We start from the raw sequence: 25,624 nt of genomic DNA, 5'->3' as shown, positions 1-25,624 counted from the left end.
GACGGCATTGTTGAGCAGTACGGCGATGTCCGTTGCTTTGGAGGCGCGCGCTGATTCGGCCCCTGTCGCCGGCAGCGCTGCCTTGGTTTCCGAGGTCGTCGTGACCGCGCAGAAGCGCAGCTCCACGGTGCAGGACACGCCGATCAGCATCACCGCGATCGGCGGCCAGGACCTGCAGGCGCGCGGCATGACCGACTTCACCACGCTCGCCCAGTCGGTGCCGGGCGTGTCGCTGAAGAGCGAGGGGCCCGGCCAGACCGAGATCGAGCTGCGAGGCATGACCTCGAGCGGCGGCAACTCCTCCACCGTTGGGTTCTACCTCGACGACGTGCCCATGACCGCTCCGGCCGGCGCCCAGAACGGCAAGGTGGTGATCAACCCCACCCTCTACGACCTGAACCGGGTCGAAGTGCTGCGCGGCCCGCAGGGCACGCTCTACGGGTCCGGTTCCATGGGCGGGACGGTGCGGCTGCTCACCAATCAGCCCGACCTCACCGGCTATCACGCCTCGGCTGAAAGCATCCTGTCCGGCACCGAGGGCGGCGGCTTCAACCACGGCGACAACTTCATGATCAACATCCCGTTGGTCGAGGATAAGCTTGCCCTGCGGGTGGTGGGGAGCGAAGCCTACACCAGCGGCTGGATCGACCGGATCGTGGCCAACCCCTTCCCGCTGGTCACCAACAACGGCGCGACGCGGGGCGACGTCCAGGACGCCGCGGTGCAGAAGAAGTATCCCGGCTCCAACGCCGATCAGATCTACAGCGTGCGCGCGTCGCTGCTGTGGAAGCCGATCCCGCGCCTGTCGATCACGCCCGCCGTGTTCTACCAGACCGACCACCAGGATGGGATCAGCGCTTACGACAGCACGCCTGGGACCCAGGCCCACTACCAACCCTTCGACGTCGCCGAGCCCAGCAGCGACACCATCACGGTGTTCAGCCTGAACGTGAACTACGACTTCGACGACTTCGACATCACTTCCAGCACCGCCCAGTGGTATCGCCGCTCGATCCAGGTCGAGGACGGCAGCGAAGACTTCAACAATCCACAGACCGAAGTCACTTTCGCCTCAAACAATGGCCTGCCCAATCCTGGTTATTACGGTCCCAACGGCAGCGGCGAGGTGTCCGGGCGCGAGAACGACCCCTCCCAGCAGTTCAGCGAGGAACTGCGCTTCGCGTCCAAGGGCAGTGGACGACTGACCTGGGTCGGCGGGCTGTTCTACAGCAGCTTCGCCTCCCGGTGGACCTTCAACGGGACCACCGCGAACCCTTCGGCCTACATGGACATCGGCACCTTCCAGCCGGCCACCACGCCCAACTGGTTCGACGCCAACTCGCCGACCACCATCACCCAGTATGCGGTGTTCGGCGAGGGAACCTACGAGCTCACTAATAAACTCAAGGCCACCTTCGGCCTGCGCTGGTACAGCTACGATTACACCTATTCCTCGGTGATCAGCGGCTGGGGTTCGGCGCTCGGGGCGGCGGCGCCGTCGAACTCCGGTCGGATCAAGCAGGACCAGAACGGCTTCAACCCGAAGTTCAACCTGTCCTACGACTTCACCCGCAACCTGATGCTCTATGGCACCATCGCCAAGGGCTTCCGTCCCGGCGGCGGCAACGCCGCCTATCCGACCACCGGCCCGTACTGGAGCGCCGTCTTCGCCCCCTACAACTTCACGGGCGGCAAGTGGCCTTCCAGCTACAAGTCGGACTCGGTGTGGAGCTATGAGGCCGGCCAGAAGGCGCGCTTCTTCGACCGGCGGCTGACGGTGGACGCCAGCGTCTACTACGAGGACTGGAGCAACATCCAGCTCGAGGCTCTCCCCGGCGACTGGCCGCTGAACATCAACGGAAACCACGCCACCATCTATGGCGGCGAGGTCGAGACCCAGGCGGTGCTTGGCGGCGGCTTCAACCTGTCGGTCTCGGGTAGCTACACCGACGCTTCGGTCGATCCGGGCCCGCACTGGCTGATCACGCCTCTGCACAAACTCTCCGACGTGGCGCCGGTGAATGGGGACTTGATCCTGAGCTACGCCAAGGATTTCTCCAATGGCTACCGCTTTAGCGCCGAGTTGGAGAACGCCTATGTCGGCAAGCGCTTCTCGTTGGCTTTCCCGTTCGGCTTCTCGACCAACGGCGAATACATCGCCCTGCCGTCCTACGACCTGACCAACATCCGGGCCGGGGTTCAGTCCCCGAACGGCTGGGGCGCGACCGTGTTCGTCAAGAACCTATTCAACCAGCGCGCCCAGTTGGAGAGCCTGCTGCAGGAGACCCTGCCCAGCGCGGCCTTCAACCGGATCGTCACCAACCAGCCGCTCACGGCCGGCATTGATCTGACCTACAAATATTGATGGTCTTGCGGCGAGATTCCTGGGAGGGAATCTCGCCGCCGCCGGCTACGGCGTGGACTTGCTTCACATGCATGCGAGCCGCAGATTTCTGCGGCCTGCACGCGTTTCCGCCGGGCGGCGCCCCATTAAAGCCGAGCTTCGAAGGCGGTTGTGATTGACAGCGGTTTAGCAGGCTCGCACTTGGTTTGTGCAGCTTGCCGAACCCCTGGAGATAAAAAGCCAATGCGCATGCGCGGACATGGCACGCTGGCGATGGTCAGCTGCGCCGGAGCATGGCTTGCCTTGGTCAGCAGCCTGAGTCTTGCGCAATCTGCAGTTCGTGCATCACCGGCGTCGACTAATGGTGCGACGAGCGCGGGAGTTCAGGCCAGCGGCGATCCCGCAGCGCTGAAGGCCGCTCGAGATCGCGCGGCGGACGATCTCCGCGTCCGGATCGAGGCTTCGCCAAAGCTTCCGTTCGTCGCCACGATGTTCACGGCGCGGCCGCCGAGTGTGGACTGGCGGTCGGGGATGGTCTCGTGGGTGGCGCTGGACGCCAAGGGAAACCTCTACGAGCTTCAGCGCGGCGATAAGGCGGACCCGATCCTGGTGTTGGACAGTGGCGGTAAGCTTCTCCGTTCGTGGGGGAGGGGCGAATACACGATACCCCACAGCATTCGCATCGATCCGGCCGGAAATATCTGGACGGTGGATGCTGCGTCATCGTTGGTGGTCAAATACTCCTCGCGTGGCGAAAAGCTTATGGCCATCGCTGTCGGCGAGCAGCCGCAGATGAAGGGTCCGTTCAATGGCGCGACGGACATCGCCTTTGGTCCCAATGGGCGACTTTTCATAACCGACGGTTATGGCAACGCCCGCGTGTTGGAATACACGCCGGACGGCAAGCGCGTGAAGCAATGGGGCGAGCATGGCGTGGGGCCCGGCCAGTTCCACCTGCCGCACGCGATCCAGATCGGTCCCGACGGCGTGATCTACGTGGCGGATCGCGAGAATGGCCGGATCGAGACGTTCGATCTCGATGGCCGGTTTCTTGGTGAGATCACCGGGCTGGGCCGGGTCTATTCCCTGAAGCTGGTGGGTGGTGTGTTGTGGGCGGGCATGGCGCCGTTGAACTTGCCGACCGGCGCGCCGGGCTGGCTGGTCAAGCTGGATGCCAAGACTGGCAAGATGCTGGGTCATCTCGACGTCGATGGTGAGCACGTCCTGCACGGCGTCGAAGTGACGGCGTCCGGGGAGCCGATCACGACCGCGGGCGATCAGGTCATGTGGTTCAAGTCGTCACGGCGTTAGACGGAAGTCCGCGCCGTCAGGCTTGTCGATCTACTGGGAGAAGAAGGCCGATGACGTCCGTGCTTCGTTGGAGGTTCGCTGCAACCTGCGCCCTGACGGTGGGGTTGTTGTTCGCTCTCATCGCCGCCCAGGCGACGGCGCAGGCTGCGTCCTATCGTGTCGAGGAAGCGTCGGTCGCCCAGCTCCAGGCCGACATGGCGGCTGGGCGGATCACCTCGGAGGCGTTGGTCCGCGCCTATCTCGCCCGCATTCAAGCCGTCGACCGCAGCGGCCCGACCCTGCGCAGCATCATCGCGCTGAACCCCAAAGCGCTGGAACAGGCGCGCGCGCTCGACGCCGAGCGCCGCGCCAAGGGGTCGCGCGGTCTCCTGCATGGCGTGCCCGTGCTGGTGAAGGACAATATCGAGACCGCCGATCCCATGCCGACCACGGCCGGATCGCTGGCGCTCAAGGACAACCTGTCGAGTCGCGACGCCCCTATCGTGGCGCGGCTGCGGACGGCGGGCGCGGTCATCCTCGGCAAGACCAATCTCAGCGAATGGGCCAATATCCGCTCGTCCAAGTCGGTCAGCGGCTGGAGTGCGGTGGGGGGCTTGGTCAAGAACCCCTATGTGCTGGACCGCAACGCCTGCGGATCGAGTTCGGGGTCTGGGGCGGCGGTCTCGGCTAGCCTGGCGGCGCTGGCCATAGGCACCGAGACCAACGGTTCGGTCACCTGTCCGGCGTCGATCAATGGGGTGGTGGGGCTCAAGCCTACGGTCGGCTTGCTCTCACGCACCCACATCGTACCGATCTCCCACACCCAGGACACCGCCGGGCCGATGGGACGCAGCGTGGCCGACGTGGCGGCGATGCTGACGGTCATGGCGGGCTCGGACCCTGCCGACCCGGCCACCCGCGAGGCCGACGCCCACAAGATCGACTACATGGTGGGTCTTGGAGCCGCGACGTTAGTGGGGAAGCGCTTGGGCGTGCTGCGGCCGGCCGGCCGCAAGTCGGTCGCCGAACTCGCCCTGTTCGATCGCACCCTGGCGGCGCTCCGCGCTGCTGGGGCCGTGCTGGTCGAGATCGACCCGCCTCTGCCGTCCCCCGCTCTAGGCGAGGCGGAGCAGCTTATCCTCGACACCGAGCTGAAGGCGGACATGGCCGGCTATCTCGCCACTACCTCGGACATCGTGAAGGTACGCACCCTGTCCGACCTGATCGCCTTCGACCGCGCCACGCCGCGTGAACTGGCGTTGTTCGGCCAGGAGACCTTTGAGAAGGCGGAAATGAGCAAGGGTCTGGATGATCCGGACTATCTGAAGGCGCTGGCCCTGGCCCGCCGTCTCACGCGCGAGGAGGGCATCGATCGGATGCTGGCCGACAACCGCCTCGACGCGCTTATCGCCGAGACTACGGGACCGGCCTGGCGCAGCGACGGGGTGGACGCGGACAATTCCCAGGGATCGGCCTCCGGTACGCCGGCCATGGCTGGATACCCGCACCTGACCGTGCCCATGGGCGATGTCCGGGGCTTGCCGGTGGGGCTGTCCTTCATCGGGCCGGCTTGGTCGGAGGCGCGGTTGCTGGGACTAGGCGCGGCCTTCGAGCGGGCGACCCACGCCCGCCGCGCCCCGAGCTTCATCCCGTCTGTCGAGGATACGCCTGAGGTCGCGTCTCTGCTGGCGCCCGTGCCTTAGGGGGCGATCGGCTGAAGGCTGCGTGCGTATTCCAGCAGGGCGTAGTCCCGGTCGCGGAAGCCGATCAGTTGCAGCCCGAGCGGCAATCCCTCCGCGGCCAGGAGCGGCGCCGAAAGGGCGGGGACGCCGATCAGCGTCGCCAACTCGTTGAAGGTCGATGAACCCGGCTGAGGAAAGGTTGGCGCGGCCCCAGTGGCGGACAAGGTCGCGAGCAGGTCGAAGCGCCCTGAAAGTTCGGCGTGGGCCCGCCGCAGCGTCTCGCGCCAGGTCAGGCTCGCGCGATACGCAGCAGGGGTGATCCGCTCTCCATTTTCGATTCCTCGTAGGATCGGGGCGGACAGCTTGGTCGGATCGCGGTCTCGATAGGATTGCATAGGCCACAAGGTCTCATAGTGGCTGATCGTCTCCCAATGGCCGGTGACCTGTTGGAGAAGGTCCTCGTAGCGGGCGAGATCCTCGTCGTCCGCGCGGGTAACCACGCGCACCCCGCGCGACCGCAGATCGTCCGCATAGGATAGCAGCGCCGCCTTGGCCTCATCCGTCGCTTCGGACCAGCCGGCCGTCTCGATCAGAGCTATGCGTGCGGGCGGGCGGGGGCTAGGCGGTTCCGCCTGGCCGAAAAGGCCGGGATAGCCAGGGTCCCCGCCGGCCCGCTGCGCCACCTCCCACAACAGCAGCCAAAGATCGTCGAGCGACTGCGCCAGGGCGCCGAGATGATCGTAGGACTTGCCTGGCGTGAGCGTCCCGGCCCGGTTCAGCGCGCCGTAGGTGGGTTTGAAGCCGTAAACGCCACAATAGCTTGCCGGCCGCAAGATCGAGCCTCGGGCCTGGGAACCGGTCGCGACTGGAACCATCCCCGCCGCTGCCGCCGCCGCCGAGCCGGCCGAGGTCGCGCCCGGCGAGCGCGACAGGTCGAGGGGATTGCGGGTCGGGCCGGCCCCGACGATGGCGAACATGCTGGTCACGGTCTTGCCCAGCACAAAGGCGCCGGCCGCGCGGGCGGCGTAGACGTGGGCGGCGTCATGTTCGGCGCGGCGGCCAAGATGGAACGGCGAGCCCATCTCGGTCGGCAGGTCGCGGGTGTCGAACACATCCTTGATCCCGAGCGGCATACCGTCGATGGGGGACAGTGGGCGACCCTCCCGGTACCGCTGGCTGGACGCGTCCGCCGCTGCGCGGGCGGCGTCCAGGTCCAGATGGACGAAGGCCTTCACGTCCGGCTCGCGGGCGGCGATGCGCTCCAGGCGTTCCTCGAGGAAGACCCGTGGGCTGCTTGAGCCCTCGATAAAGCCGTCACGGCGATCGGCGAACATTCGGTCCTCTTGGCTGCGCGGCGTCCGATGGGGGAAGTGCCGCCGACCGAATGGACGATATGTCCTCCACCTGTGAGGACACGGCGCGCGTCGGCTATTTGGAAACGCTGGCCAGGACGAGGTCGGGGTCGAGCCCCTGGGCCTGGATCACGGCCTTCCACCGATCGAGCGCGTCCCAGTAATAGTCGAAGATGCATGGGCAGCATCCCCGGTTGCAGCATTCGAGCGGGTCCGGTTTATCCGGCGGCTTGGGTAGCCGATCTGTGTCGACGGGGATCATGAGGCTGTCGAGTTAAAGCCTCGACGCGGAATTGCGAAGCCCGGTCGCCCATGCTAACCGCGCACAATGCTCAACCGCCAAGCTCTCGTAGCCACTATCTGCACCTGGACCATGGTCCAGGTCGCGGGTGTGCGCGAGGGAATGGAGAGCCAATTCTAGCCCTAGGCTAGAGGCCCCAAGCCCCTCCCGCCGCGGAGGGGCAGGTTCGCTCCGCCCGCCTGACCAAGGACGACGGAGATGACTCCAACCTACACGCCACAACTGCTGGCCGCCCTGAGCCTGTTCGCCTTCGCCGCCTCTATCACCCCTGGGCCGAACAACAGCATGCTCATGGCGTCGGGGGCGAACTTCGGCTTGCGCGCCAGCCTGCCCCATATGTGGGGCGTCACCATCGGCTTCATTGTCCTGCTCACCGTTTGCGGCCTGGGTCTTGCGGGCGTCTTTGTCGCCTTTCCCGTCTTGCAGGAGGTGCTGAAGTGGGGCGGCGCGGCCTATCTGCTTTATCTGGCCTGGAAGATCGGGACGGCCAAGGGGATCGGAGTCAGGGCGACCACAGAGCGGCCGATCAGCTTCCTGGGCGCCGCCGCCTTCCAGTTCGTCAATCCTAAGGGCTGGGTCATGGCGCTCGGCGCCGTCTCGACATACGTGCCGACGCGCGGTTTCCTGGCCAACCTGGCGGTTGCGCTGCTGATCTTCGCCCTGATCAGCGTCTTGACCGTCTTCATCTGGACAGCGTTCGGCATGGGCGTTCGACGCCTCCTGAACCGCCCGGCGACCTTGCGGGTGTTCAATGTCGTTATGGCGCTCTTGCTCGTTGCTTCGCTCTATCCCTTGTTCAACGAGTTGCACCAGTAAGCTTGGCCGCCTGGAGCAATAGGGACATGTACTCGCGGCCTAGTCGGTCGCCGCGGCGCATTTGCCCGTATCGAGGGCGCGCGTCACGCCGTTGGTCCAGCCGAATCCATCCTGAAGGGGATATTCTCCGCCGCCGCCCGGCCGCGCCGCCTCGACGTCGTACTTTTCGACCAGCTTGCCGCTGTCGGCGTAGTTACGCTTGACGGTCGCCAGCCAGCGGCAGCCGATCTCCTGGGCCAGCGCGTTCTGCCCATAGCGTTGCAGGCCCTGCACCGCGATCCACTGCAGAGGCGCCCAGCCGTTCGGCTGATCCCACTGCTGGCCCGTGGCGGCCGTGGTGGTGCGCAGTCCGCCGCCGGCCAGCAGGTTGCGACGCACGAAGGCCGCGACCCGGACGGCGTCCGCCTGTCGGGCCGCGCCGGTGAACAGCGGGTACAGGGTGGCCGCGCTGGCGCTCGGCGTCAGCCGTTTCGCGCGCCGGTCGTAGTCGCGGTAGAGCCCGTCGGCGTCGTCCCACAGCCAGCGCCGCATCGCGCGGGCGCGCGCCTTGGCCCGCCGATCGTAGGCGACGGCGCAATGGGCGTCCCCCAGCGACCGGCAGTCGGCGGCGATCGCCCTTTCGAGCCCGTAGAGTAGGCTGTTGAGGTCGGGTGGTATGAGGTCGGTGGTGTGGATGCTCGCCAGCGTGCGCCCATCGGCCAGCCATCGCGAACCGAAGTCCCAGCCGCTTTCCGCTCCGGCGCGCAGGTCCTGGTAGAGCTCCGTCGCCGGCCGCCGCGAAGCCGCAGCCAACTGGACGTCCAGGCTGTAGGACTCGTCGCGTGGGGTGCGCCGGGCGTCGAAGTAGCGGTTCAACACCTCGCCGTCCGCCAGGGCGACCACATGCAGGCGCGCCTGACCTGGCTTCACGCCGTCCTCGCCAGCCATCCAGAAGGCGTGCTCGCGGCGCATCCAGCCCAGCCGGCGCCTGCGCACGGCCCGATCGCGAGCGCTCGACAGGCCAACCATGGCGTAGAAGAACGGGGGCTGGGAACGGCTGAGGTAATAGGTCCGCGCGCCGTTGGGAACGTGGCCCCATCGGTCGATCAGCGCACCGAAGTCGTCGACCATCGAGTCGACGAGGTCGGTCCGGCCGTCCCGGACTAGGCCCAGCATGGTGAAGTAGCTGTCCCAGTAATAGATTTCGCGGAAGCGTCCACCGGGCACCACATAAGGCTTGGGCAGGGCCAGCGCGGAGCCTCCGGCCTCGGATCGGTGCGCGGGTCGTGTCAGCACGGGCCACAGGCTGGCGATATGCGCCTCCAGCGGGGTGGCGGTCTTCGCCGTCACGGCCTGCGACGGCGGCAGGACGGGTATGTCGAATTCAGCTTCGACGAACGCCTTGAGGCGTGCGTCGGTCCAAGGCGCGCCGGCGCGGTATGCGGCCAGGATCGCGGATGGCGCGCGATGCGGAACCGCGTCGGCGAAGGCCTTGTTGTCGGAGAAGAGCCTGCGTGTCTCCACGTCGACGTAGAGGGGGCCGAACAGGTCGCCGGGTGTGGGGGTCGCGGCCGTGCGAACGTAGGTCGCCGATGCCGACGGCGCACCGACGGCGTCCTGTGGCCCGGTCGATACGGATAGGAAGGCTGCCGCGATACAGGTGGCGGTTCTCCAGAGCACGGCCCTATTTCTCCTCAATACCTGGCGATCGGGGGCGCGACGCCGCGCCCCCTCGCCGGACCTAGAACTTGATCACGGCGCTGAACTGATAGCTCGCCCCGAACAGGGGGCGGCCGAGGAACACGCCGCCGGTCGCGACCCCGCTGCCTAGCACGCGCGAGTTGCCTTCCGTGATGGCGAGCGCGTTCGTCACGTTGGTGCCGGTGAACAACAGCTGGATGCGATGGGGCAGGTCCAGCGAGGCCCCGACGTCGACGGTGGTGTAGGCCGGCAGCGGCTGGGTGTTCTGTAGGTCGGCCCAGCGCTGGTTGACGTGGGTGACGGTGCCGAAGAGGTTCAGCGGTCCCACGGGCGTGGCCACGATATAGCTCGGCGTGAAGCGGAACTGCAGATCGGGCTGGCGCGCCACCTCGTTGCCCTGGATGCCAGCGCCGCCGGAGCTGTAGGTCCCGTGCTGGTAGTCGCCCGAGATCGCCAGATCCAACGGCCTCAGCAGGTCGATGTCGAACGGCTTGAACGGACGGATGTCGCCGTCGAATTCCACGCCCTCGGCCTGGGAGTCGGTGATGAAGGTGACTTGGGTCCCGTCCGCCAGCAGCTGGGTGGTCGGCTGGCCCTGGAACTTGTTGTAGAAACCAGTGACGTCGGCCGCGTAGAAGGTGCCGAAGGCCTTCAGGCCGCCCTGGACCTGATCGACATAGGTGGTCTGGCGAACGCCGCTGCGCAGGTCGTCGAAGGTCGGCAGGGCGTAACCGTGGTTGTAGCCGACAAAGCCGTTCAGGTGGGTCATGAACTGGTAGTTGGCGTCCACCGCGATCGAGGTGGCCGATCCGCTGTAGTGCAGGGGGCTGGATGTCCCGGTCTGCACCTGGGCGCCATTGTCGTAGATTGCGAGAGGGTTGCTGCTGAGGTTGACCGTCGCCGTATTGCCGATCGTGCCGTTGACGTCCTCGTGCTCGTAACGGAAGCCGGCGTCGACCTTCAGCTTTTCGGTTATGCGCCAGGTGTCGGAGATGAAGCCGGCGACGTTGCGGCCGTCATAGTGGTTGTCCAGCGCCGTGTTGACCGGCGAGACGATGCCATCGGGGCTGGTGGCCTGCACGCCGTTGTCCAGGGTCACGGCCAAGGGTTGGGCGTTGTTCTGCACGGTCATCAGCTGGTTGTTGCCGAGGAACCAGACGTCGTGGTCGTGGTAGTCGGTGAAGTAGACGCCGCCTGTCAGCGTGTTGCCGTGGAAGATTTCGTGCGAGATGCGCGCCTCGTCCTGGAAGGCGTTCAACTTCTTGTCCACGTCCCAGACGCCGATCTGGATCACCTGCTGGTTCAGGTTGGTGAAGGGCGTGCCCGTACCCACGGCTCGGGCGGTTCCGGTAGTGGCGGGGCGGCCAGCGGCGGTGACCGCGCCGGGGATCGCATTGGCGGCCGCGACCTCGGACTGGATGAAGGCGCCCAGGGTTTCCGGCGTGGCGCCGGTGAACTGGGCGATCGTGGGCGCGTCCTCGTCGATGTAGGACAGCTTGTTGGAGAAGTCGAAACCGTCGATCGACTTGTCGAAGTCGAAGCCGATGATGTGGTTGTCCGTGCCACGACCCTTGGACAGGTCCACCGTCTTCGAACCGGGGGCGGCGCCGTTGAGGCCGGGAGTGGTGTCGAAGGTCACGATGCGCGTGGCGTTGCCGTAGAAGGTGGCGGTCAGCGGGTTGAAGCCCGGGAAGCCATGCAGCGTGGGGCTCGAGCTGGAGCCCGTGGCGATCAGCGGGATGGGCGTGAAGAAGGCGTTCTCGTCATGGGTGACGCGGCCGTAGAGCTGGATACGCCCGTCCTCGATGTCATGGGTCAGGGTGCCGACGAACTGGTAGCCCTGGTCGGCAGGGAACTGGGTGTCGCGTACGCCGTCGTCGGTGCGGTAGAAGCCGCCGACGCTGCCGTACCAACCGTCCGCCAGCTTGGCCCCGTAATAGCCGTCCACCCGGTACAGGCTTCCGGTGCCGGTGGTGAAGCGCAGCGATCCGCCCGGATCATCCTCGCCGTTCTTCTGCACGAAGTTGACCGTGGCGCCGGGCTGGCCGTTGCCGAGCAGCACGGCGGGGCCGCCGATGGTGGCTTCGGTGCGCTTGATGGTGTCGTCCAGGCGGAACTGGGTCGAGTTGTCCAGGAACGACAGCGACGGTGTCGGGAAGATCGGCAGCGAGTCGAGCTGGAAGGTGACGAAGGGCGCGTCGCCCGTGGTCGGGAAGCCTCGCACCTCGATGTTGGGGCCCGACACCCCGCTGGTGGTTTCCACGAAGATGCCCGGGACCACCTTCAGCAGGTCGGCCGAACTGCTGGGGGCGGCGTTGTGCAGTTGCTGCTCGTTCACGGTGGTGATCGCATAGCCGGTCGCGAGTTTGCGCTGGCCCTGTGGATTGACCGAGCCGACCACGACCACCTCGTCGACTGTCGCATTGGCCGCCGCTTCAGGCGCGGTGGCGACCGGCGCCTGGCTGGGGGGCGGCGGCGGCGCATCCTGGGCCTGCGCCGCGCCGACGACGACGAACAATGTCGACGCCGACACCGATAGCATCAGGGCCTGGGTTCTCGATAAATTCATTTTGCTCTCCCCTTTAATCTACGCCCGTTTCGGCGCTTGGCTTTGGTATTTAGATTTGTTGATCTCCAATCACGGGACGTCTTTCGTCGCCTTGACCGTATTGGAGGGCTCGCGGACGTTTCGTCCGTCATGTGTTCTGTTTGCTAATGTCGCCTTTTCTTGGTGTAGGCGTCGAGGGCGACTGCGAGGACAATGATTCCGCCGATCACGATCTGCTGGTAGTAGGAATTTATCCCCATGATCACGAGGCCATTGCTCAAGACGCCGACCAGCAATGCGCCAACGATGGTGCCGCCGATCCCGCCGACGCCACCGGCGAGGCTGGCCCCGCCGATCACCACTGATGCGATCACGCGTAGTTCGTAGCCGACGCCCGCAACCGCTTCCGCCGAGCCCAACCGGGCCGAGAGCAGGAAGCCCGCCAGCCCGGACAGCAGGCCGATCACCACATAGACGCTGGTCTCCACCGCCTTGACGTTGAGCCCTGTGAGGCGGGCCGCCTCGACATTGCCGCCGATCGCATAGATCTGGCGTCCGTAGCGGGTGTAGCGCTGCACGACATAGCCGCTCGCCGCGACCAGCAGGAAGATGACCACCGGCACGGGGACGCCAAGAACCGAGCCGACGCCCCACCATCGGAAACTCGCGTCGAAGCCGCTGATCGGACCACCGTCGTTCAGCAGCAGCGTCGCTCCACGCCAGATGGTCAGCCCGCCCAGGGTGGTGATGAAGGCGGGAACACCAAGGAGCGTGGTCGCCTTGCCCTGGATGTAGCCGACAGCCGTACCGACCAGAACCGCCACAACCAGCGCAATCAGCCAGCTTGGCGCGAAGTGCAGGGCGGGGAGCTGCGCGACCCAGGCCGCTGACATCGCTGAGAACGCCAGGACCGAGCCGACGGACAGATCGACCCCTGCGGTGACGATCACGAAAGTCATGCCCACGGCGATGATCCCGCAGATCGATACGTCGGTCAGGATGTTTCGGATATTCCGGATCGACAGAAAATTCTGATTCTGGGTCTCGAAGAATATCGCCAGCAAGACCAGGAACGCTCCGGTCCCATACCGACGCAGAAGTTCGATGGGGGACGAGCGCGCGTGCGCCTTCTGCTCCGGAGGATGGGTCGTCTTCCGGTCGACGACGCCGTGCATATCCGTCGTTCTCTCCTCCATCTTCATCATGCCGCCGTCCGGACGATGCTGTGCGCGGCCGGGTCGTCCATCGCCATCAGGCGCATCAGCGTTTCCTCGTCGGCCGACGCACCCTCGACCACGCCGGAGATGCAGCCCTCGCGGAACACCGCGATGCGGTCGCTGATCGCCAGGATTTCCGGTAGTTCGGACGAGATGACGATCACGGCGACGCCCTGCCGGGCCATGTCGGAAAGCACCTGATGGACCTCCGCCTTCGCGCCGATATCGATCCCGCGCGTCGGCTCATCCACGATCAGCACCTTGGGCGCCAAGGCCATGCAGCGGGCGAGCAGCACCTTCTGCTGGTTGCCGCCCGACAGCTTGCCGATCGGCGTATCGTGGCTGGGCGTCTTTATGTGCAGCGCTTGGCGGTAGCGGTCGACGAGGGCGGTTTCGGCCGCCTCGTCGATGAACACACCCCAATGCGAGAGCCGTTTGAGGCTCGGCAGGGTCATGTTGTGCTTCACCGAATGATCGAGGAAGCAGCCCTGCCGCTTCCGGTCTTCCGGGACCATCGCGAGGCCCCGGCGAATCCCTTCGCCAGGCGAGCGGAGCAGCCCGACATGGTTCCCGTGCAGCCACATCACGCCGCTGTCGCAACGGTCGGCGCCGAAGATGATGCGGGCGAGTTCGGTCCGGCCCGCGCCGACAAGGCCGGCGAAACCCAGGATTTCTCCGGCGTGCAGATCGAGCGACATGTCGTGGAGCGCCCGGGCCTGCGGATTGGCCGTCGCGCCAGCGCGGCGCACCCCCTCGACCCGAAGCACAAGCTCGCCCCGCTGGCCCCTACGCTCGCGTGGCGCGAACACGACATCGCGGCCGACCATGGAGCGCACCAGGTCGGCGATTTCGCGATCCCCGACCTCGCCATCGGTGATGAAGCGGCCGTCGCGCAGCACGGTGAAGCGGTCGCAGATGGTCCGCACTTCGGAGAGCCGGTGGGTGACATAGATGATGCTGACGCCTCGGCCGCGCAGGTCGCGCATGATGCGATGCAGCACCTCGACCTCGCGTCCGCTCAAAGCGGCCGTCGGCTCGTCCATGATAATCAGCCGGGCCTTGAAGGTCATCGCCTTGGCGATCTCGACCATCTGCTGTCCGGCGATCGAAAGTCCGCGGACGGCGACGTCCGGGTCCAGGGACAGGCCCAGGTCCGAAAGGATTTCACGCGCGCGTCGGCGCATGGCGCGCCAATCGATCAGGCCATAGCGGCAGGGCTCGCGACCCAGGAACATGTTCTCCGCGACGGACATCTCCGGCACGAGGTTGAACTCCTGATGGATGGTGACGATGCCGGCTTCCTGGCGCTTGAGGGGCGTGTCGGTTCGATCCAGCGCAACCCCGTCGAACCTCAGCTCGCCCTTGTCCTGGGCCTGGGCGCCGGACAGGATCTTCAGCAGGGTCGACTTGCCCGCGCCGTTTTCGCCAAGCAGGGCGTGGACCTCGCCGGCGGCCACCTGGAGGCTGACGCCGTCCAGCGCCTTGACCCCGGGAAAGCTTTTCTCGATGGCGTGAACATCCAGCAGCATTGCGCTTCCCCAGGCTGCCGCTGATCTATGGAGTGGGGCGCAGGCCCGGGATTCCCAACGGCGAGCGCCGAAGGGGCGCGTCGGCCCAGGGATCGTGCGATGCAATGCGCGATGAGGTCATCACGAGCCGTTCCTCCCAGGCCGCCAAATCTTTTGACGTCCGACGCCGCCCAGTGGCGGTCTATTTATTCTATGCGAAGGTTTGATCAGAATATATATTCTGCGTCAACATCAAGCGACGGCGCACCTCAAAATGTCGACGCGGTCCTGGGAAGGGTTCGCGAGGGTGGGTTGGGTAAGGGCGGATCGAGCGCCGCGGGTGTGGATGAGGGAATGCGTTGACAATAATATCAAAATTGGCGGCGCTGCCCGTCGGCCTGGGCATTCTGGCGCTGGCCGTGGGGGCCGCGTCGGGGGCCCCGGCTGATCCGGTGGATTGGGTGAACCTCTATATCGGCTCCGGCAGCGGCCCGATCGGCTACGGCCAGATGATGACCTCGGTGGTGACGCCGTTCGGCATGACCAGCTGGACGCCCCAGACCCGACAGAACAAGATCAGCCGGGTGTCCTACAAGTACGAGGACACCGCGATCACCGGCTTCATGGGCACCCACCAGCCGGCGCTTTGGATGGGCGACTATGGCTATGTGACGCTGATGCCGGAGATCGGCGAGCTGAAGACGACGCCCGAGGCGCGCCGCCTGCCTTTCACCCACAGTGACGAGATTGCCCGACCCGACTACTATTCAGTCTCCATGGACGCGGGCGGCGGCCGGCGTATCCGTACGGAGATGACGGCCACGACGCGCGCGGCCTATCTCCGTTTCACCTTCCCGGCCCATGCCGACGCCAAGGTGATCGTGGAGGCGTCGCGGCCGGGGCATGCGGGCTTCGCCCAGGTCGACCCCGCGCGCCATGAGATCAGCGGATACAACCCCGACCGCATGGACGCCCATCTCGGCCCGGACGCCTTGCCGAACTTCAAGGGCTACTTCGTCATTCGCTACCGCCAGGCGTTCACGGGGTCCGGCCTGTATGGCCAGGGCCTGGATCAGGCCCACGGCGCCTATGTCCGCTTCGATCCCGCGCCAGGCGAGGCGATCGAGGCCAAGGTCGGGACCTCCTTCATCAGCCTGGACCAAGCGCGCAGGAACCTGGACGCGGAGATTCCCGACTGGAGTTTCGACAAGGTGCGGCGCGGCCTGCGGGCCGAATGGAACGCCAAGCTCAAGGTGATGGACATCGGGGGTGCGAGCGACGACCAGCGCCACATCTTCTACACCGCCCTGTATCACACCTTGCTCTATCCTCGGCAGTTCTCGGAACAGGGCCGGTACTACAGCGCCTTCGACGATCAGGTGCACACGGGCGTGTCCTACACCGCCTATTCGATCTGGGACATCTTCCGGGCCGAGTACAGCATGCTGACGCTGACCTCGCCGGGGCGGGCCGGCGAGATGATTCAGGCGCTCCTACAGGACTACAAGGAAGGCGGTTGGATGCCGAAATGGCCCAACCCGTCCTACACCAACATCATGATCGGGACGCACGCGGACTCCATGGTTGCAGAGGCGCTGACCAAGAACCTCGGCGGGTTCGACCGTAAGCTGGCCTGGGACGCGGTCTACAAGGACGCCATGACGCCGCCGGATGGCGACACCACCCGCCGCTGGGCCGACCGGGAGCCGCATACCCCCTACGAGGCGCGGGCGGGGCTGACGTATCTGAAGCAACTCGGCTACATCCCGGCCGATCGGACTGCGGAGTCGGCGTCCAGCACGCTGGAGGACAGCTACGACGACTTCGCTGTGGCCACCGTCGCCAAGACGCTCGGTCGGGAAGGGGACTACCGCTTCTTCCTGAAACGCTCGCTCAACTACAAGAATATCTACAACCCGGCGACGGGGATGATGCAGGCGCGCAACTTCGATGGCGGCTGGGCCGATCCCGAAGCCGGCTGGACCGAGGACTGGCCGCAAATCTACACTTGGTCGGTGATGCACGACATCCCAGGGCTGACCGCCCTGATGGGGGGGCGACAGGCTTTCGACGCTCGCCTGGACGCCTATTTCGCCGACGATTGGAATTCGCACAGCAACGAACCCAGCCATCACGTCGGCTACCTGTACGACTATGCCGGCCAACCCTGGAAGACCCAGGCCAAGGTGCGCGAGATCGCGGCGGACGAGTACGCAAACAAGGTCTCGGGGCTGGATGGCGACGACGACTGCGGACAGATGTCGGCCTGGTATGTCTTCACCGCGCTCGGCTTTTACCCGGTGAATCCGGCGTCCGGCGACTACATGATCGGCAGTCCGCTGTTCAGCCGGGCGGTGATCCATCTCGCCAACGGCAAGTCGTTCACGGTGACGGCGCGCAACAGCTCCGAGCAGAATATGTATATCCAGTCGGCGACCCTGAACGGCCGGCCCTTGGACGCTCCGGTGCTGCACTATGCCGACATCATGTCGGGCGCGCGGCTCGACTTTGTGATGGGGCCCAAGCCTTCAGATTGGGGGGCGGGCTGGAAGCCGGAGCCGTTGTCGGCCGTCATCGAACGCATGGCCCCCGACGCGTCGGTTCGGGCGGGAGGGCTCTGACATGATCCGATCTGTCCTCTTGGCCACCGTGATCGCGGTGCTCGGCTTGGTGGGCGTGGCACCGGCCGCGTCCGTAACCTCACCTGACCTCGACGGGAGCTGGGTGCTCGACGTTTCGCGCAGCGACTATGGGGAGTTTCCCGGAGCGAACGCCGAGACCCTGGATATCCGGCGCGACGGCGCCATCCTGCATTTCAAGGTCAGCGCCACCGTGCGCCGCAGCGCCCGATCCTATGAGCTCGCACTGCCGATGGACGGAAGCGAGGTTCGCTTTCCGCTGACAGCCGACATCCGGATCGGTTCGGCGATCCTGCGCAGTGCGTCGGGCGTCTTCAAAGGGCCTGCGCTAGTGGTCACGGAAAAAGTGCAGCACATGGACGAGACGGTCGTGCTGCAGACTACCTACACCCGCTCCGCCGACGCCGGTTTCCTGAGGGAGCAGGTGGTGCAGGACGGCGCCGTGCTGGCCACCATGGTGTTCCGGAAACGATCCGCGCCGGCGTGATCACCGCGCGGCCTCCGAGGCGCGCTCGGCCTGACCGAGGTTGCCCGCCGTGATCAGGATGGGCTTCAACGTGACCGATTGAGGCTTGGCGCCGGTGCGTATGGCGTCCAGCGCTTCGCGGATCGCTGTGGCCATCTGCTTGGCTGGGCTCTGTTCGACGGTCGCCGACATGTCGCCCGCGCGGATGCGGGCAAGCGCTTCGGGATTGGCGTCGAAGCCCAGCACCTTGATCCTGCCCTTGGCCACGCCGGCCGAACGGATGGCTTCGAGGGCGCCGATGGCCATGTCGTCGTTGAGGCAGATGATGGCGTCGGGAGGGTCGCCGCCGAGCGCGGTCAGGACGTTCTGGGTGACGGTGAGCGCCTGGTCGCGTGAACTGTTGGCGGTCTGCTCGGCGATGATCCTGAACCCTACGCCGCCGTTGGCCAAGCCTTGGTGAACGCCTCGGGTGCGTTCGATCTGCGTGCTTGAGCCCAGTTCATTGGTGATCAGGACCACCCTGGCGCCTTTCGGGAAGTTGGCGACCACCCAATGGCCCAGGAGGCGACCGCCCTCGGCGTTGTCGGCGCCGACGAAGGGAACCGGCTGAACTGTCCCCTTCAGCCGACGGTCGATGGCGATGACGGCGACCCCGTCGCTGTGAAGATCGTCGACCGCCGGCGCCAGGGCGCTGCTGTCGTTCGGCGCGAGCACGATGGCCTTTGCGCCGCGAATGCTCGCCGCCCTCAGGTCCACACTCTGCTTGGAGGAGTCGCCCTGACCGTCGAGGACCGCGATCACGACCCCTGATCGGCGGGCGGCCTGTTCGGCGTAGCGTTTCAACATGACCGAGTAGGGGGTGGAGAGCTTGTTGAGGCTGACCACCAGCTCGGTGTTGGTGGCGCTGCGATTACAGGCTGCCGGGAGGGCGCCGCCCAACACGATCAGCGCGGCGACGGTGAGAAGGGGACGCCTGCGTTCCATATCGGCTCTTTTCTGGCGGCGTGGCCTCAGATGCGAACGGGCTGGCCGGAGCGCGCGGACTCCGCCGCAGCCACCGCCAGCGCCAGCGCGGCTTCCCCATCGGCGACGCCGACCAGCGGCTTGGCGGCGCCGGCCAGGATGTCGGCGAAATGATCGGCTTCGGCGGCGTAGGCCGAGGCGTAGCGGGTGAGGAAGAAGTTCTCGAACCGATCGGCGGCCATACCCTTTTCGGTCCATGCTTCCAGGGTCGTCTCGGTCATGTTCCCGACGGCGAGCCGACCTTTGGCGCCATAGACTTCAACGCGTTGATCATAGCCATACCCGCTGCGGCGGGTGTTGGAGATCACGCAGAGCCGTCCGGCGGCGGTGCGCAGCACGATCTTGGCGGTGTCGACGTCGCCCGCTTCGCCGATGGCGGGGTCCACAAGATTGCTGGCTGTGGCGTAGACTTCGATCACATCGTCCCCGAGTAGCCATCGGGCGATATCGAAATCGTGGATCGTCATGTCCTTGAACAGACCGCCAGAGACCTTGATGTAGTCGACCGGCGGGGGCGCCGGGTCGTGGCTGGTGATCTGGATGGTCTCGACCACGCCGACCTCTCCTGCGACCAATCGTTGATGCAAGGCCCTGAAGTTCGGGTCGAACCGGCGCTGGAAGCCCAGCAACAGGCGATCCGAACTCGGCCGCAGATTGTCCAGTTCGGCCCGCAGGCGTTGAAGGTCCAGGTCCAGCGGCTTCTCGCACCAGATCGCCTTGCCGGCGCGGCTGGCGGCCAGGCAGTAATCGAGATGGGTCGTGGTGGAACTGGCGATGACGACACCGGCGATCTCGTCGTCCGCCAAGACCTGGTCGATCGTCGCGATCTCGGCGCCGAGCAGGGAGGCGAGCTTCATCGCCGCCGTTTCGACGGGGTCCACAATATATTTCAGCGACATCGCAGGATGGGCCGCGATGTTACGTCCGTGGATCGCGCCTATCCGGCCCGCGCCAAGCAATGCAATTTTGAACACAGTGGCTTTTCCCTGGGCGCTGCAGGACGTGCCGACAATCCTGCCGGAACGGAACACATATTCCAGAATTTTACGACATGGAATATGCATGTGGTCGGGAGCCGCGCCGCTCGCGCTAGCCCGGCCGGGTCGAATTGTGCGGCGCGTTATGGGGGAGGGTCGAACTTGAACGCCATCAAGGATGCCGGCGAACTGCGTACAGCGATCCTGGAGCATTATGAGGGGCTGAGCCCTCGCCTCCAGCAGATCGCCCGGTTCGTGCTGGATGATCCGCACAGCATGGGCGTGGAGACCTTGGCGGTGATTTCGGAGCGAACCGGCGCGCCGCCGTCGGCGATCGTGCGCTTCGCCAAGACGTTCGGCTTCGAGGGCGCGGGGCCCATGCAGCGGCTCTTGAAGGACGGCTTATTGGCGAGCCAGCCGGCGAGCGCCTATCACGAGCGCGCGAAACGCTTTATCGGGGCGGCGGAGGCGCGGCCATCGTCGGACTTCGCCGTGCTGACAGAATTCGCCGGCGCCTCTAGCTTATCGCTCGATCATGTCGCCGAGGCGGTGAACCGGGAAAGCTTCGAACACGCGGTGAAGCTGATAGGCGAGGCGGACGTCGTCTATGTCGCCGGCTTTCGGCGCTCGTTTCCCGTCGCTGTCTATCTTTCCTACCTGCTGCAGCAGGCCGGTAAGCGCACGATCCTGGTCGATGGGCTCGGAGGGCGGGGGCGCCAGCAGGCGGGTCAGGCGCGCCAGGGCGACCTGATGATCGGCATCAGCTTCAGCCCCTATGCGGGCGAGACCATCGAACTGGTGGAGGCGGCGATAACCGCCGGAGCGGAGGTCGTCGCGATCACGGATTCGTTCGTAAGCTCGATCGCCAAGCAGGCGGACTGCGTGCTCGCCATCCGCGACGCCGAGGTGTGGGGGTTTCGGACGCTGGCGGTTTCCATGTGCGTCGTACAGGCGCTGGCGATCGCGCACACCTTCCAGACCTCCGCCCCGGGCGGTTGATCCATAGGCTTGCGCTCGGCGACCGACGGTGAAATATATATTCCAAATCTCCGCTAGATTGAAATAAGTGATCCATTCTGAGGCGGGAAGCGAGGAATGACCGACACCCCCACGTCCTTGGACATCATCACCATCGGGCGCTCATGCGTTGATCTCTATGGCGAGCAGGTGGGCGGACGGCTCGAAGACATGCTGTCGTTCGCCAAGTACGTCGGCGGCAGCCCGACGAATACGGCGATCGGTCTCGCCCGGTTGGGGCTCAAATCCGGATTGCTGACCCGTGTCGGCGCCGATCACTTCGGGCGCTTTGTCCGCGAACAGCTCGTGCGTGAAGGCGTCGATGTCACGGGGGTGAAGACCGATCCGGCGCGCCTGACCGCGCTCGCCATCCTGGGAATCCGCAACCAGGTCGACTTTCCGCTGATCTTCTATCGGGAGGACTGCGCCGACATGGCGTTGGACGCAGGCGACGTCGATCCGGCCTTCATCGCCTCGGCGGGCGCAGTCCTGGTCAACGGGACACACCTGTCGGCTCCGGGTGTCGCCGCGGCCAGCCGCAAGGCCTGCGAACTCGTGCGTGCGGCCGGCGGGCGGGTGGTGTTCGACATCGACTACCGTCCGGTGCTGTGGGGACTGACCTCGCGCGACATGGGCGAGAACCGCTTCGTCGCCAACGCCGGGGTCACCGCCCGCCTGCAAACTATCCTGCCGCTCTGCGATCTGGTCGTCGGCACGGACGAAGAGGTCCATATCCTCGGCGGCTCGACTGACACGCTGGCGGCGCTCAGGACGATCCGCGAGCACACCGGGGCGTTGATCGTCCTGAAACGCGGCGCGGAAGGATGCGTCTGTTTCGAGGGCGCAGTCCCCGACGCGCTGGACCAGGGCGTCGCCGGCCCGGGTTTCCGCGTCGAGGTATTCAACGTGCTGGGCGCCGGCGACAGCTTCATGGCGGGTTTCCTGCGCGGATGGCTGATCGGCGCGCCCCTGGAGACCTGTTGCGAGTTCGGCAATGCGTGCGGCGCCATCGTGGTGTCGCGTCATGGCTGCGCGCCGGCCATGCCGTCGTGGGAAGAACTCAACCAGTTCCTTTCCGCCCAGACCCGCTCCTTCCGCCTCCGGGAGGACGTCGCCCTCGAGAACATCCACTGGTCGACCACGCGCTATCCACCGCGACCGGAGCTGATGGTGTTGGCGCTCGACCATCGCAGTCAGATCGTCAAGATCGCCGAAGAGGTCGGCGGCGACCTGGATCGTATTCCGATTTTCAAGACTCTGGCGCTCAAGGCGGTCGACCGGGTCGCGGGCGGCGATCCCGCGTTTGGGGTGCTGCTCGATGGGCGCTTCGGGATGCGCGGCTTGGAAGAGGCCGCCGACATGCCCTATTGGATCGGCCGCCCGATCGAGTGTCCGGGGTCGCGCCCGCTGACGTTCGAAGGCTCGCCGGACGTCGGCACCGAGCTTCGCGAGTGGCCCTACAATCACGTCGTGAAGTGTCTCGTCTTCGCCCATCCCGACGACGCCGTCGATCTGAAGGTGGCGCAGGAACGCGAAGTGATGCGCCTGTGCGACGCCTGCCGCGAGACCCGTCACGAACTCCTGCTCGAAGTGATCGTCCCGGCCGGGATGGCCACGGAGGTCGACACCATCTCGCGGCTGATCGCCCGCTTCTATGCGCTTGGGGTGCGGCCGGATTGGTGGAAACTGGAGCCTTCGGAAGATCCCGAGGTTTGGCGCAACATTCAACAGATGATCGACGAGCATGACCCACATTGCCGCGGAGTGGTCCTGTTGGGACTGGCGGCGCCGGACGAGGCGCTGCTTCGATCCTTCGAAGCAGTCGCGCCGTTCCCGATCGTGAAGGGCTTCGCCGTCGGGCGGACGATTTGGGCCGACGCCGCACGCCAATGGCTGGCCGGGGAGATCGGGGACGCCGAAGCGCTCGATCTCTTGAGCCAACGGTTCAAGGCGCTGGTCGACGGATGGCGGGCCAACCGGCCGGCCCCCGTCGCTATCGCGGCGGAGTAAGCGGACGTGGCGACCCTAAGATTGACCGCCGCCCAGGCCGCCGTGCGCTGGCTCGCCGCCCAGCACATTGCGACGCCCCGAGGCGAGATGCGTTTCTTCGCCGGGGTCTGGGCGATCTTCGGCCACGGCAATGTCTCGGGCCTTGGGGAGGCCCTTTACGAGGCCCGAGACGATTTGCCGACCTGGCGCGCGCATAACGAACAGACGATGGCGCACGCCGCCGTCGCCTTCGCCAAGCAGGCCCGCCGCGAGCGCGCCATGGTGTGCACGACCTCGATCGGGCCAGGCGCCCTCAACATGGTGACCGCCGCCGCCGTGGCCCACGCCAATCGCTTGCCGGTCCTGCTGCTGCCGGGCGACGTCTTCGCCGGGCGGGCGCCTGATCCGGTGTTGCAACAGATCGAAGACTTCACCGACGGTGGCGTCAGCGCCAATGACTGCTTTCGCCCGGTGTCTCGCTATTTCGATCGGATCACCCGTCCCGAGCAACTGTTGGCGGCGCTGCCTCGGGCCATGGCGACGCTGACCGATCCCGCCGCATGCGGCCCGGTCACGCTCGCCTTCTGCCAGGATGTCCAAACCGAGGCGCACGACTGGCCGGTGCAGTTCTTCGAGAAGAAGGTCTGGCGGATACGCCGTCCGCGCCCCGACGCTGCCGAGATCGGGGCGTTGGTCGACGCCCTGCGTTCGGCGCGCTCGCCGGTGATCGTGGCCGGCGGCGGCGTGCTGTACAGCCGCGCCGAGGCGGCGCTTGCCGCGTTCGCGCAATCCACCGGCGTTCCGGTTTGCGAGACACAGGCCGGCAAGGGAGCGCTTGCCTGGGACCATCCGCAAGCCTTGGGCGCGGTGGGCGTCACGGGAACGTCGGCGGCGAACGCCGCGATCGCGCAGGCCGACCTGATCGTGGGCGTCGGCACGCGGTTGCAGGATTTCACCACCGGATCGCGCGCCTTGCTCGACGGGGCGAGGCAAAGGCTGATCCAGGTCAATATCCAGCCGTACGACGCGACAAAGCAGTATGCGGAGCCGGTGGTCGGCGATGCGTTGCGGGTGATCGAGGAGCTGGCGGATCGGCTGCGGGGTACGTTTTGGCCCCAGGGTGATCATGCGCAGGCGATCGCCGCCTGGAACACGGCTTCGCAGGCCGCGATGGCGGTTCCTGGAGACGGTGCGACGCCTTCGGACGCGCAGGTGATCGGCGCGGTTCGGCGGCAAGCGGCGGACGATGCGGTGGTCGTCTGCGCGGCCGGCGGCCTACCGGGCGAACTCCACAAGCATTGGCGGACGCGGTCGCCCGGCGGCTACCACGTCGAATATGGCTTCTCCTGCATGGGTTACGAGATCGCCGCGGGGCTCGGCGTCAAGCTGGCGGAGCCGGGCCGCGACGTGATCGTGATGGTCGGGGACGGCAGCTACCTGATGGCGAACAGCGAGATCGTCAGTGCGGTGGCGATGGGGCTCGATCTGACCATCGTGCTGCTCGACAACCACGGCTTCGCCTGCATCAACCGCCTGCAGCAGGCCTGTGGCGGCGCGCCCTTCAACAACCTGTGGGCCGACACGCGCCACGTTGTGCTGCCTGAGATCGACTTCGCGGCCCACGCGGCCAGCATGGGCGCGCGAGCGGACAAGGTGGCGAACATCGTCGAACTCGAACAGGCGCTGGCGTCGCCGGTGTCCGGCGTCCGGCTGCTGGTGATCGAGACCGATCCCGCGACCGTCACCCGCGAAGGCGGCGCATGGTGGGAGGTCGCGGTGCCGGCCGTATCCGCTCGCGCTGAGGTGAGGGACGCCCGCGCCGCCTACGAACACCATCTGTCGGGACGGCGAATAGGAGACGCGCAGTGAGTATCCGTTTCGGGGTCAGTCCGATCGCCTGGATCAACGACGACATGCCGGAACTCGGCGGCGACACGCCGCTGGAGACGGTGTTCAACGATTGCCGCGACTTGGGCTTCGAGGGTGTCGAGCTCGGGGGCAAGTTCCCCAAGGACCCGGCGGTGTTGAAGCCCCTGTTGTCCGGCTACGGGCTTGACCTGATCGGGGGTTGGTATTCCAGTCATCTGTTGGTGCGCGACGCCGCGGCCGAGATCGAGGCGATGCAGCCCCATCTCGCCCTGCTCGAAGCGATGGGGTCGCAGGTCTTCATCGCCGCCGAATGCTCGAACGCGATCCATGGCCGGCGTGAAAGCCCGCTCCGCGATCCGCCGCGGTTGGACGCCAGGGCATGGCCAGAGTTCGGCGAGCGCCTGACCCGGCTTGCGGACTATGTCGCCGCGCGGGGCATGCGCTTCGCCTACCACCATCACCTGGGCACGGCCGTCGAGACGTCAGCAGACATCGACGCCTTCATCGCGCACACCGGGGACGCCGTCGGCTTCGTGGTCGACACCGGTCATGCGGTCCTTGGCGGCGTCGATCCCTCAGCGCTGATCCGCGCCCACCCGCACCGCGTCAGCCACGTCCACTGCAAGGATGTGCGGCGGCCGATACACGCGGATATCCTGGCCAGCGGTCGCAGCTTCCTCGACGGCGTGCTGGCCGGCATGTTCACCGCGCCTGGCGATGGTTCGATCGACTTCGGCGAGGTGATGCGCGCGCTCGCCGGGATCGGCTATTCGGGCTGGATCGTGGTCGAGGCGGAACAGGACCCGGCTCTCGCCAATCCCCGTGTCTACAGCCAGATCGGCTTGTCCACGCTCAGGCGCGAAGCCTCCGCCGCCGGCTTGCGGCGCGCCTTGGCCGCGGAGTAGC

Annotated in this window: 18 protein-coding genes; 10 read left to right on the top strand and 8 right to left on the bottom strand. The window is 66.2% G+C overall.

The features are described 5' to 3' along the window. Positions 1-100 precede the first annotated feature (100 nt). The 3 genes from GSQ87_RS09350 to GSQ87_RS09340 all read left to right on the top strand — a co-directional run bounded on the left by GSQ87_RS09350 (position 101) and on the right by GSQ87_RS09340 (position 5,337). Positions 101-2,365, top strand: coding sequence for a TonB-dependent receptor (locus tag GSQ87_RS09350; RefSeq protein ID WP_158915206.1), 2,265 nt, complete (start codon positions 101-103; stop codon positions 2,363-2,365). A gap of 222 nt (positions 2,366-2,587) precedes the next feature. Next, positions 2,588-3,655, top strand: a complete 1,068-nt coding sequence (locus tag GSQ87_RS09345; protein WP_158915205.1) for a peptidyl-alpha-hydroxyglycine alpha-amidating lyase family protein — start codon at positions 2,588-2,590, stop codon at positions 3,653-3,655. A 50-nt stretch (positions 3,656-3,705) separates the two neighbouring features. Beyond that, positions 3,706-5,337, top strand: a complete 1,632-nt coding sequence (locus GSQ87_RS09340) for an amidase (RefSeq protein ID WP_158915204.1) — start codon at positions 3,706-3,708, stop codon at positions 5,335-5,337. On the opposite strand, the gene GSQ87_RS09335 is transcribed toward GSQ87_RS09340, so the two are convergent. Continuing rightward, positions 5,334-6,650: an amidase gene (locus GSQ87_RS09335; RefSeq protein WP_158915203.1), complete on the bottom strand. Its 1,317-nt coding sequence runs from the start codon at positions 6,648-6,650 to the stop codon at positions 5,334-5,336. The two genes, GSQ87_RS09340 and GSQ87_RS09335, sit on opposite strands and share 4 nt — an antisense overlap. Before the next feature lie 94 nt (positions 6,651-6,744). Then, complete coding sequence (locus tag GSQ87_RS09330; RefSeq protein WP_158915202.1) at positions 6,745-6,930, bottom strand: oxidoreductase-like domain-containing protein; 186 nt, start codon at positions 6,928-6,930, stop codon at positions 6,745-6,747. A 237-nt stretch (positions 6,931-7,167) separates the two neighbouring features. Between GSQ87_RS09330 and GSQ87_RS09325 the strand changes: the two genes are divergently transcribed. Then, positions 7,168-7,785, top strand: a complete 618-nt coding sequence (locus GSQ87_RS09325; RefSeq protein ID WP_158915201.1) for a LysE family translocator — start codon at positions 7,168-7,170, stop codon at positions 7,783-7,785. 39 nt (positions 7,786-7,824) lie between these two features. Here GSQ87_RS09325 and treF read toward each other — a convergent pair whose 3' ends face one another. The 4 genes from treF to GSQ87_RS09305 form a co-directional block, all read right to left on the bottom strand. Beyond that, positions 7,825-9,462, bottom strand: coding sequence for an alpha,alpha-trehalase TreF (treF, locus tag GSQ87_RS09320; protein WP_256375883.1), 1,638 nt, complete (start codon positions 9,460-9,462; stop codon positions 7,825-7,827). Positions 9,463-9,505: 43 nt separating this feature from the next. Beyond that, positions 9,506-12,034, bottom strand: a complete 2,529-nt coding sequence (locus GSQ87_RS09315; RefSeq protein ID WP_158915199.1) for a TonB-dependent receptor — start codon at positions 12,032-12,034, stop codon at positions 9,506-9,508. 143 nt (positions 12,035-12,177) lie between these two features. After that, a complete protein-coding gene (locus GSQ87_RS09310; RefSeq protein WP_158915198.1) occupies positions 12,178-13,188 on the bottom strand; it encodes an ABC transporter permease in 1,011 nt (336 codons plus the stop codon). A gap of 26 nt (positions 13,189-13,214) precedes the next feature. After that, complete coding sequence (locus GSQ87_RS09305) at positions 13,215-14,759, bottom strand: sugar ABC transporter ATP-binding protein (protein WP_158915197.1); 1,545 nt, start codon at positions 14,757-14,759, stop codon at positions 13,215-13,217. A gap of 356 nt (positions 14,760-15,115) precedes the next feature. On the opposite strand from GSQ87_RS09305, the gene GSQ87_RS09300 reads away from it, so the two are divergent. After that, complete coding sequence (locus tag GSQ87_RS09300; RefSeq protein ID WP_158915196.1) at positions 15,116-17,359, top strand: GH92 family glycosyl hydrolase; 2,244 nt, start codon at positions 15,116-15,118, stop codon at positions 17,357-17,359. A 1-nt stretch (position 17,360) separates the two neighbouring features. Next, a complete protein-coding gene (locus GSQ87_RS09295) occupies positions 17,361-17,864 on the top strand; it encodes a hypothetical protein (protein ID WP_158915195.1) in 504 nt (167 codons plus the stop codon). On the opposite strand, the gene GSQ87_RS09290 is transcribed toward GSQ87_RS09295, so the two are convergent. Further along, positions 17,865-18,827: a substrate-binding domain-containing protein gene (locus GSQ87_RS09290; RefSeq protein WP_158915194.1), complete on the bottom strand. Its 963-nt coding sequence runs from the start codon at positions 18,825-18,827 to the stop codon at positions 17,865-17,867. It lies immediately after the preceding gene. 26 nt (positions 18,828-18,853) lie between these two features. Further along, on the bottom strand, positions 18,854-19,840 hold the full coding sequence (gene iolG / locus GSQ87_RS09285) for an inositol 2-dehydrogenase (RefSeq protein ID WP_158915193.1): 987 nt from the start codon (positions 19,838-19,840) through the stop codon (positions 18,854-18,856). A gap of 165 nt (positions 19,841-20,005) precedes the next feature. On the opposite strand from iolG, the gene GSQ87_RS09280 reads away from it, so the two are divergent. The 4 genes from GSQ87_RS09280 (at position 20,006) to iolE (ending at position 25,623) form a co-directional block, all read left to right on the top strand. Continuing rightward, positions 20,006-20,842 carry a MurR/RpiR family transcriptional regulator gene (locus GSQ87_RS09280; protein WP_254062847.1) on the top strand — a complete coding sequence of 279 codons (837 nt, stop codon included), beginning with the start codon at positions 20,006-20,008 and terminating at the stop codon, positions 20,840-20,842. Between the two features lie 96 nt (positions 20,843-20,938). After that, on the top strand, positions 20,939-22,870 hold the full coding sequence (gene iolC / locus GSQ87_RS09275; protein WP_158915191.1) for a 5-dehydro-2-deoxygluconokinase: 1,932 nt from the start codon (positions 20,939-20,941) through the stop codon (positions 22,868-22,870). Positions 22,871-22,876: 6 nt separating this feature from the next. Further along, complete coding sequence (gene iolD, locus GSQ87_RS09270; RefSeq protein ID WP_158915190.1) at positions 22,877-24,718, top strand: 3D-(3,5/4)-trihydroxycyclohexane-1,2-dione acylhydrolase (decyclizing); 1,842 nt, start codon at positions 22,877-22,879, stop codon at positions 24,716-24,718. Next, positions 24,715-25,623 carry a myo-inosose-2 dehydratase gene (gene iolE, locus GSQ87_RS09265; RefSeq protein ID WP_158915189.1) on the top strand — a complete coding sequence of 303 codons (909 nt, stop codon included), beginning with the start codon at positions 24,715-24,717 and terminating at the stop codon, positions 25,621-25,623. Before iolD ends, iolE begins: the two co-directional genes overlap by 4 nt. The last annotated feature ends 1 nt before the right edge of the window (position 25,624 follow it).

This window comes from Caulobacter sp. S45 (assembly GCF_009765965.1).
Classification (GTDB): domain Bacteria; phylum Pseudomonadota; class Alphaproteobacteria; order Caulobacterales; family Caulobacteraceae; genus CAHJWH01.
Note: the sequence above shows the minus strand (reverse complement) of the source record. Positions and strands in the feature narration are given on the sequence as shown.

Excerpts from the sequence above, each read along its gene's own strand:
- GSQ87_RS09345 (WP_158915205.1), top strand. The coding sequence starts at position 2,588 with ATGCGCATGCGCGGACATGGCACGCTGGCGATGGTCAGCTGCGCCGGA.
- GSQ87_RS09340 (WP_158915204.1), top strand. The coding sequence starts at position 3,706 with ATGACGTCCGTGCTTCGTTGGAGGTTCGCTGCAACCTGCGCCCTGACG.
- GSQ87_RS09335 (WP_158915203.1), bottom strand. The coding sequence starts at position 6,650 with ATGTTCGCCGATCGCCGTGACGGCTTTATCGAGGGCTCAAGCAGCCCA.
- GSQ87_RS09330 (WP_158915202.1), bottom strand. The coding sequence starts at position 6,930 with ATGATCCCCGTCGACACAGATCGGCTACCCAAGCCGCCGGATAAACCG.
- GSQ87_RS09325 (WP_158915201.1), top strand. The coding sequence starts at position 7,168 with ATGACTCCAACCTACACGCCACAACTGCTGGCCGCCCTGAGCCTGTTC.
- GSQ87_RS09315 (WP_158915199.1), bottom strand. The coding sequence starts at position 12,034 with ATGAATTTATCGAGAACCCAGGCCCTGATGCTATCGGTGTCGGCGTCG.
- GSQ87_RS09310 (WP_158915198.1), bottom strand. The coding sequence starts at position 13,188 with ATGCACGGCGTCGTCGACCGGAAGACGACCCATCCTCCGGAGCAGAAG.
- GSQ87_RS09305 (WP_158915197.1), bottom strand. The coding sequence starts at position 14,759 with ATGCTGCTGGATGTTCACGCCATCGAGAAAAGCTTTCCCGGGGTCAAG.
- GSQ87_RS09295 (WP_158915195.1), top strand. The coding sequence starts at position 17,361 with ATGATCCGATCTGTCCTCTTGGCCACCGTGATCGCGGTGCTCGGCTTG.
- GSQ87_RS09290 (WP_158915194.1), bottom strand. The coding sequence starts at position 18,827 with ATGGAACGCAGGCGTCCCCTTCTCACCGTCGCCGCGCTGATCGTGTTG.
- iolC (WP_158915191.1), top strand. The coding sequence starts at position 20,939 with ATGACCGACACCCCCACGTCCTTGGACATCATCACCATCGGGCGCTCA.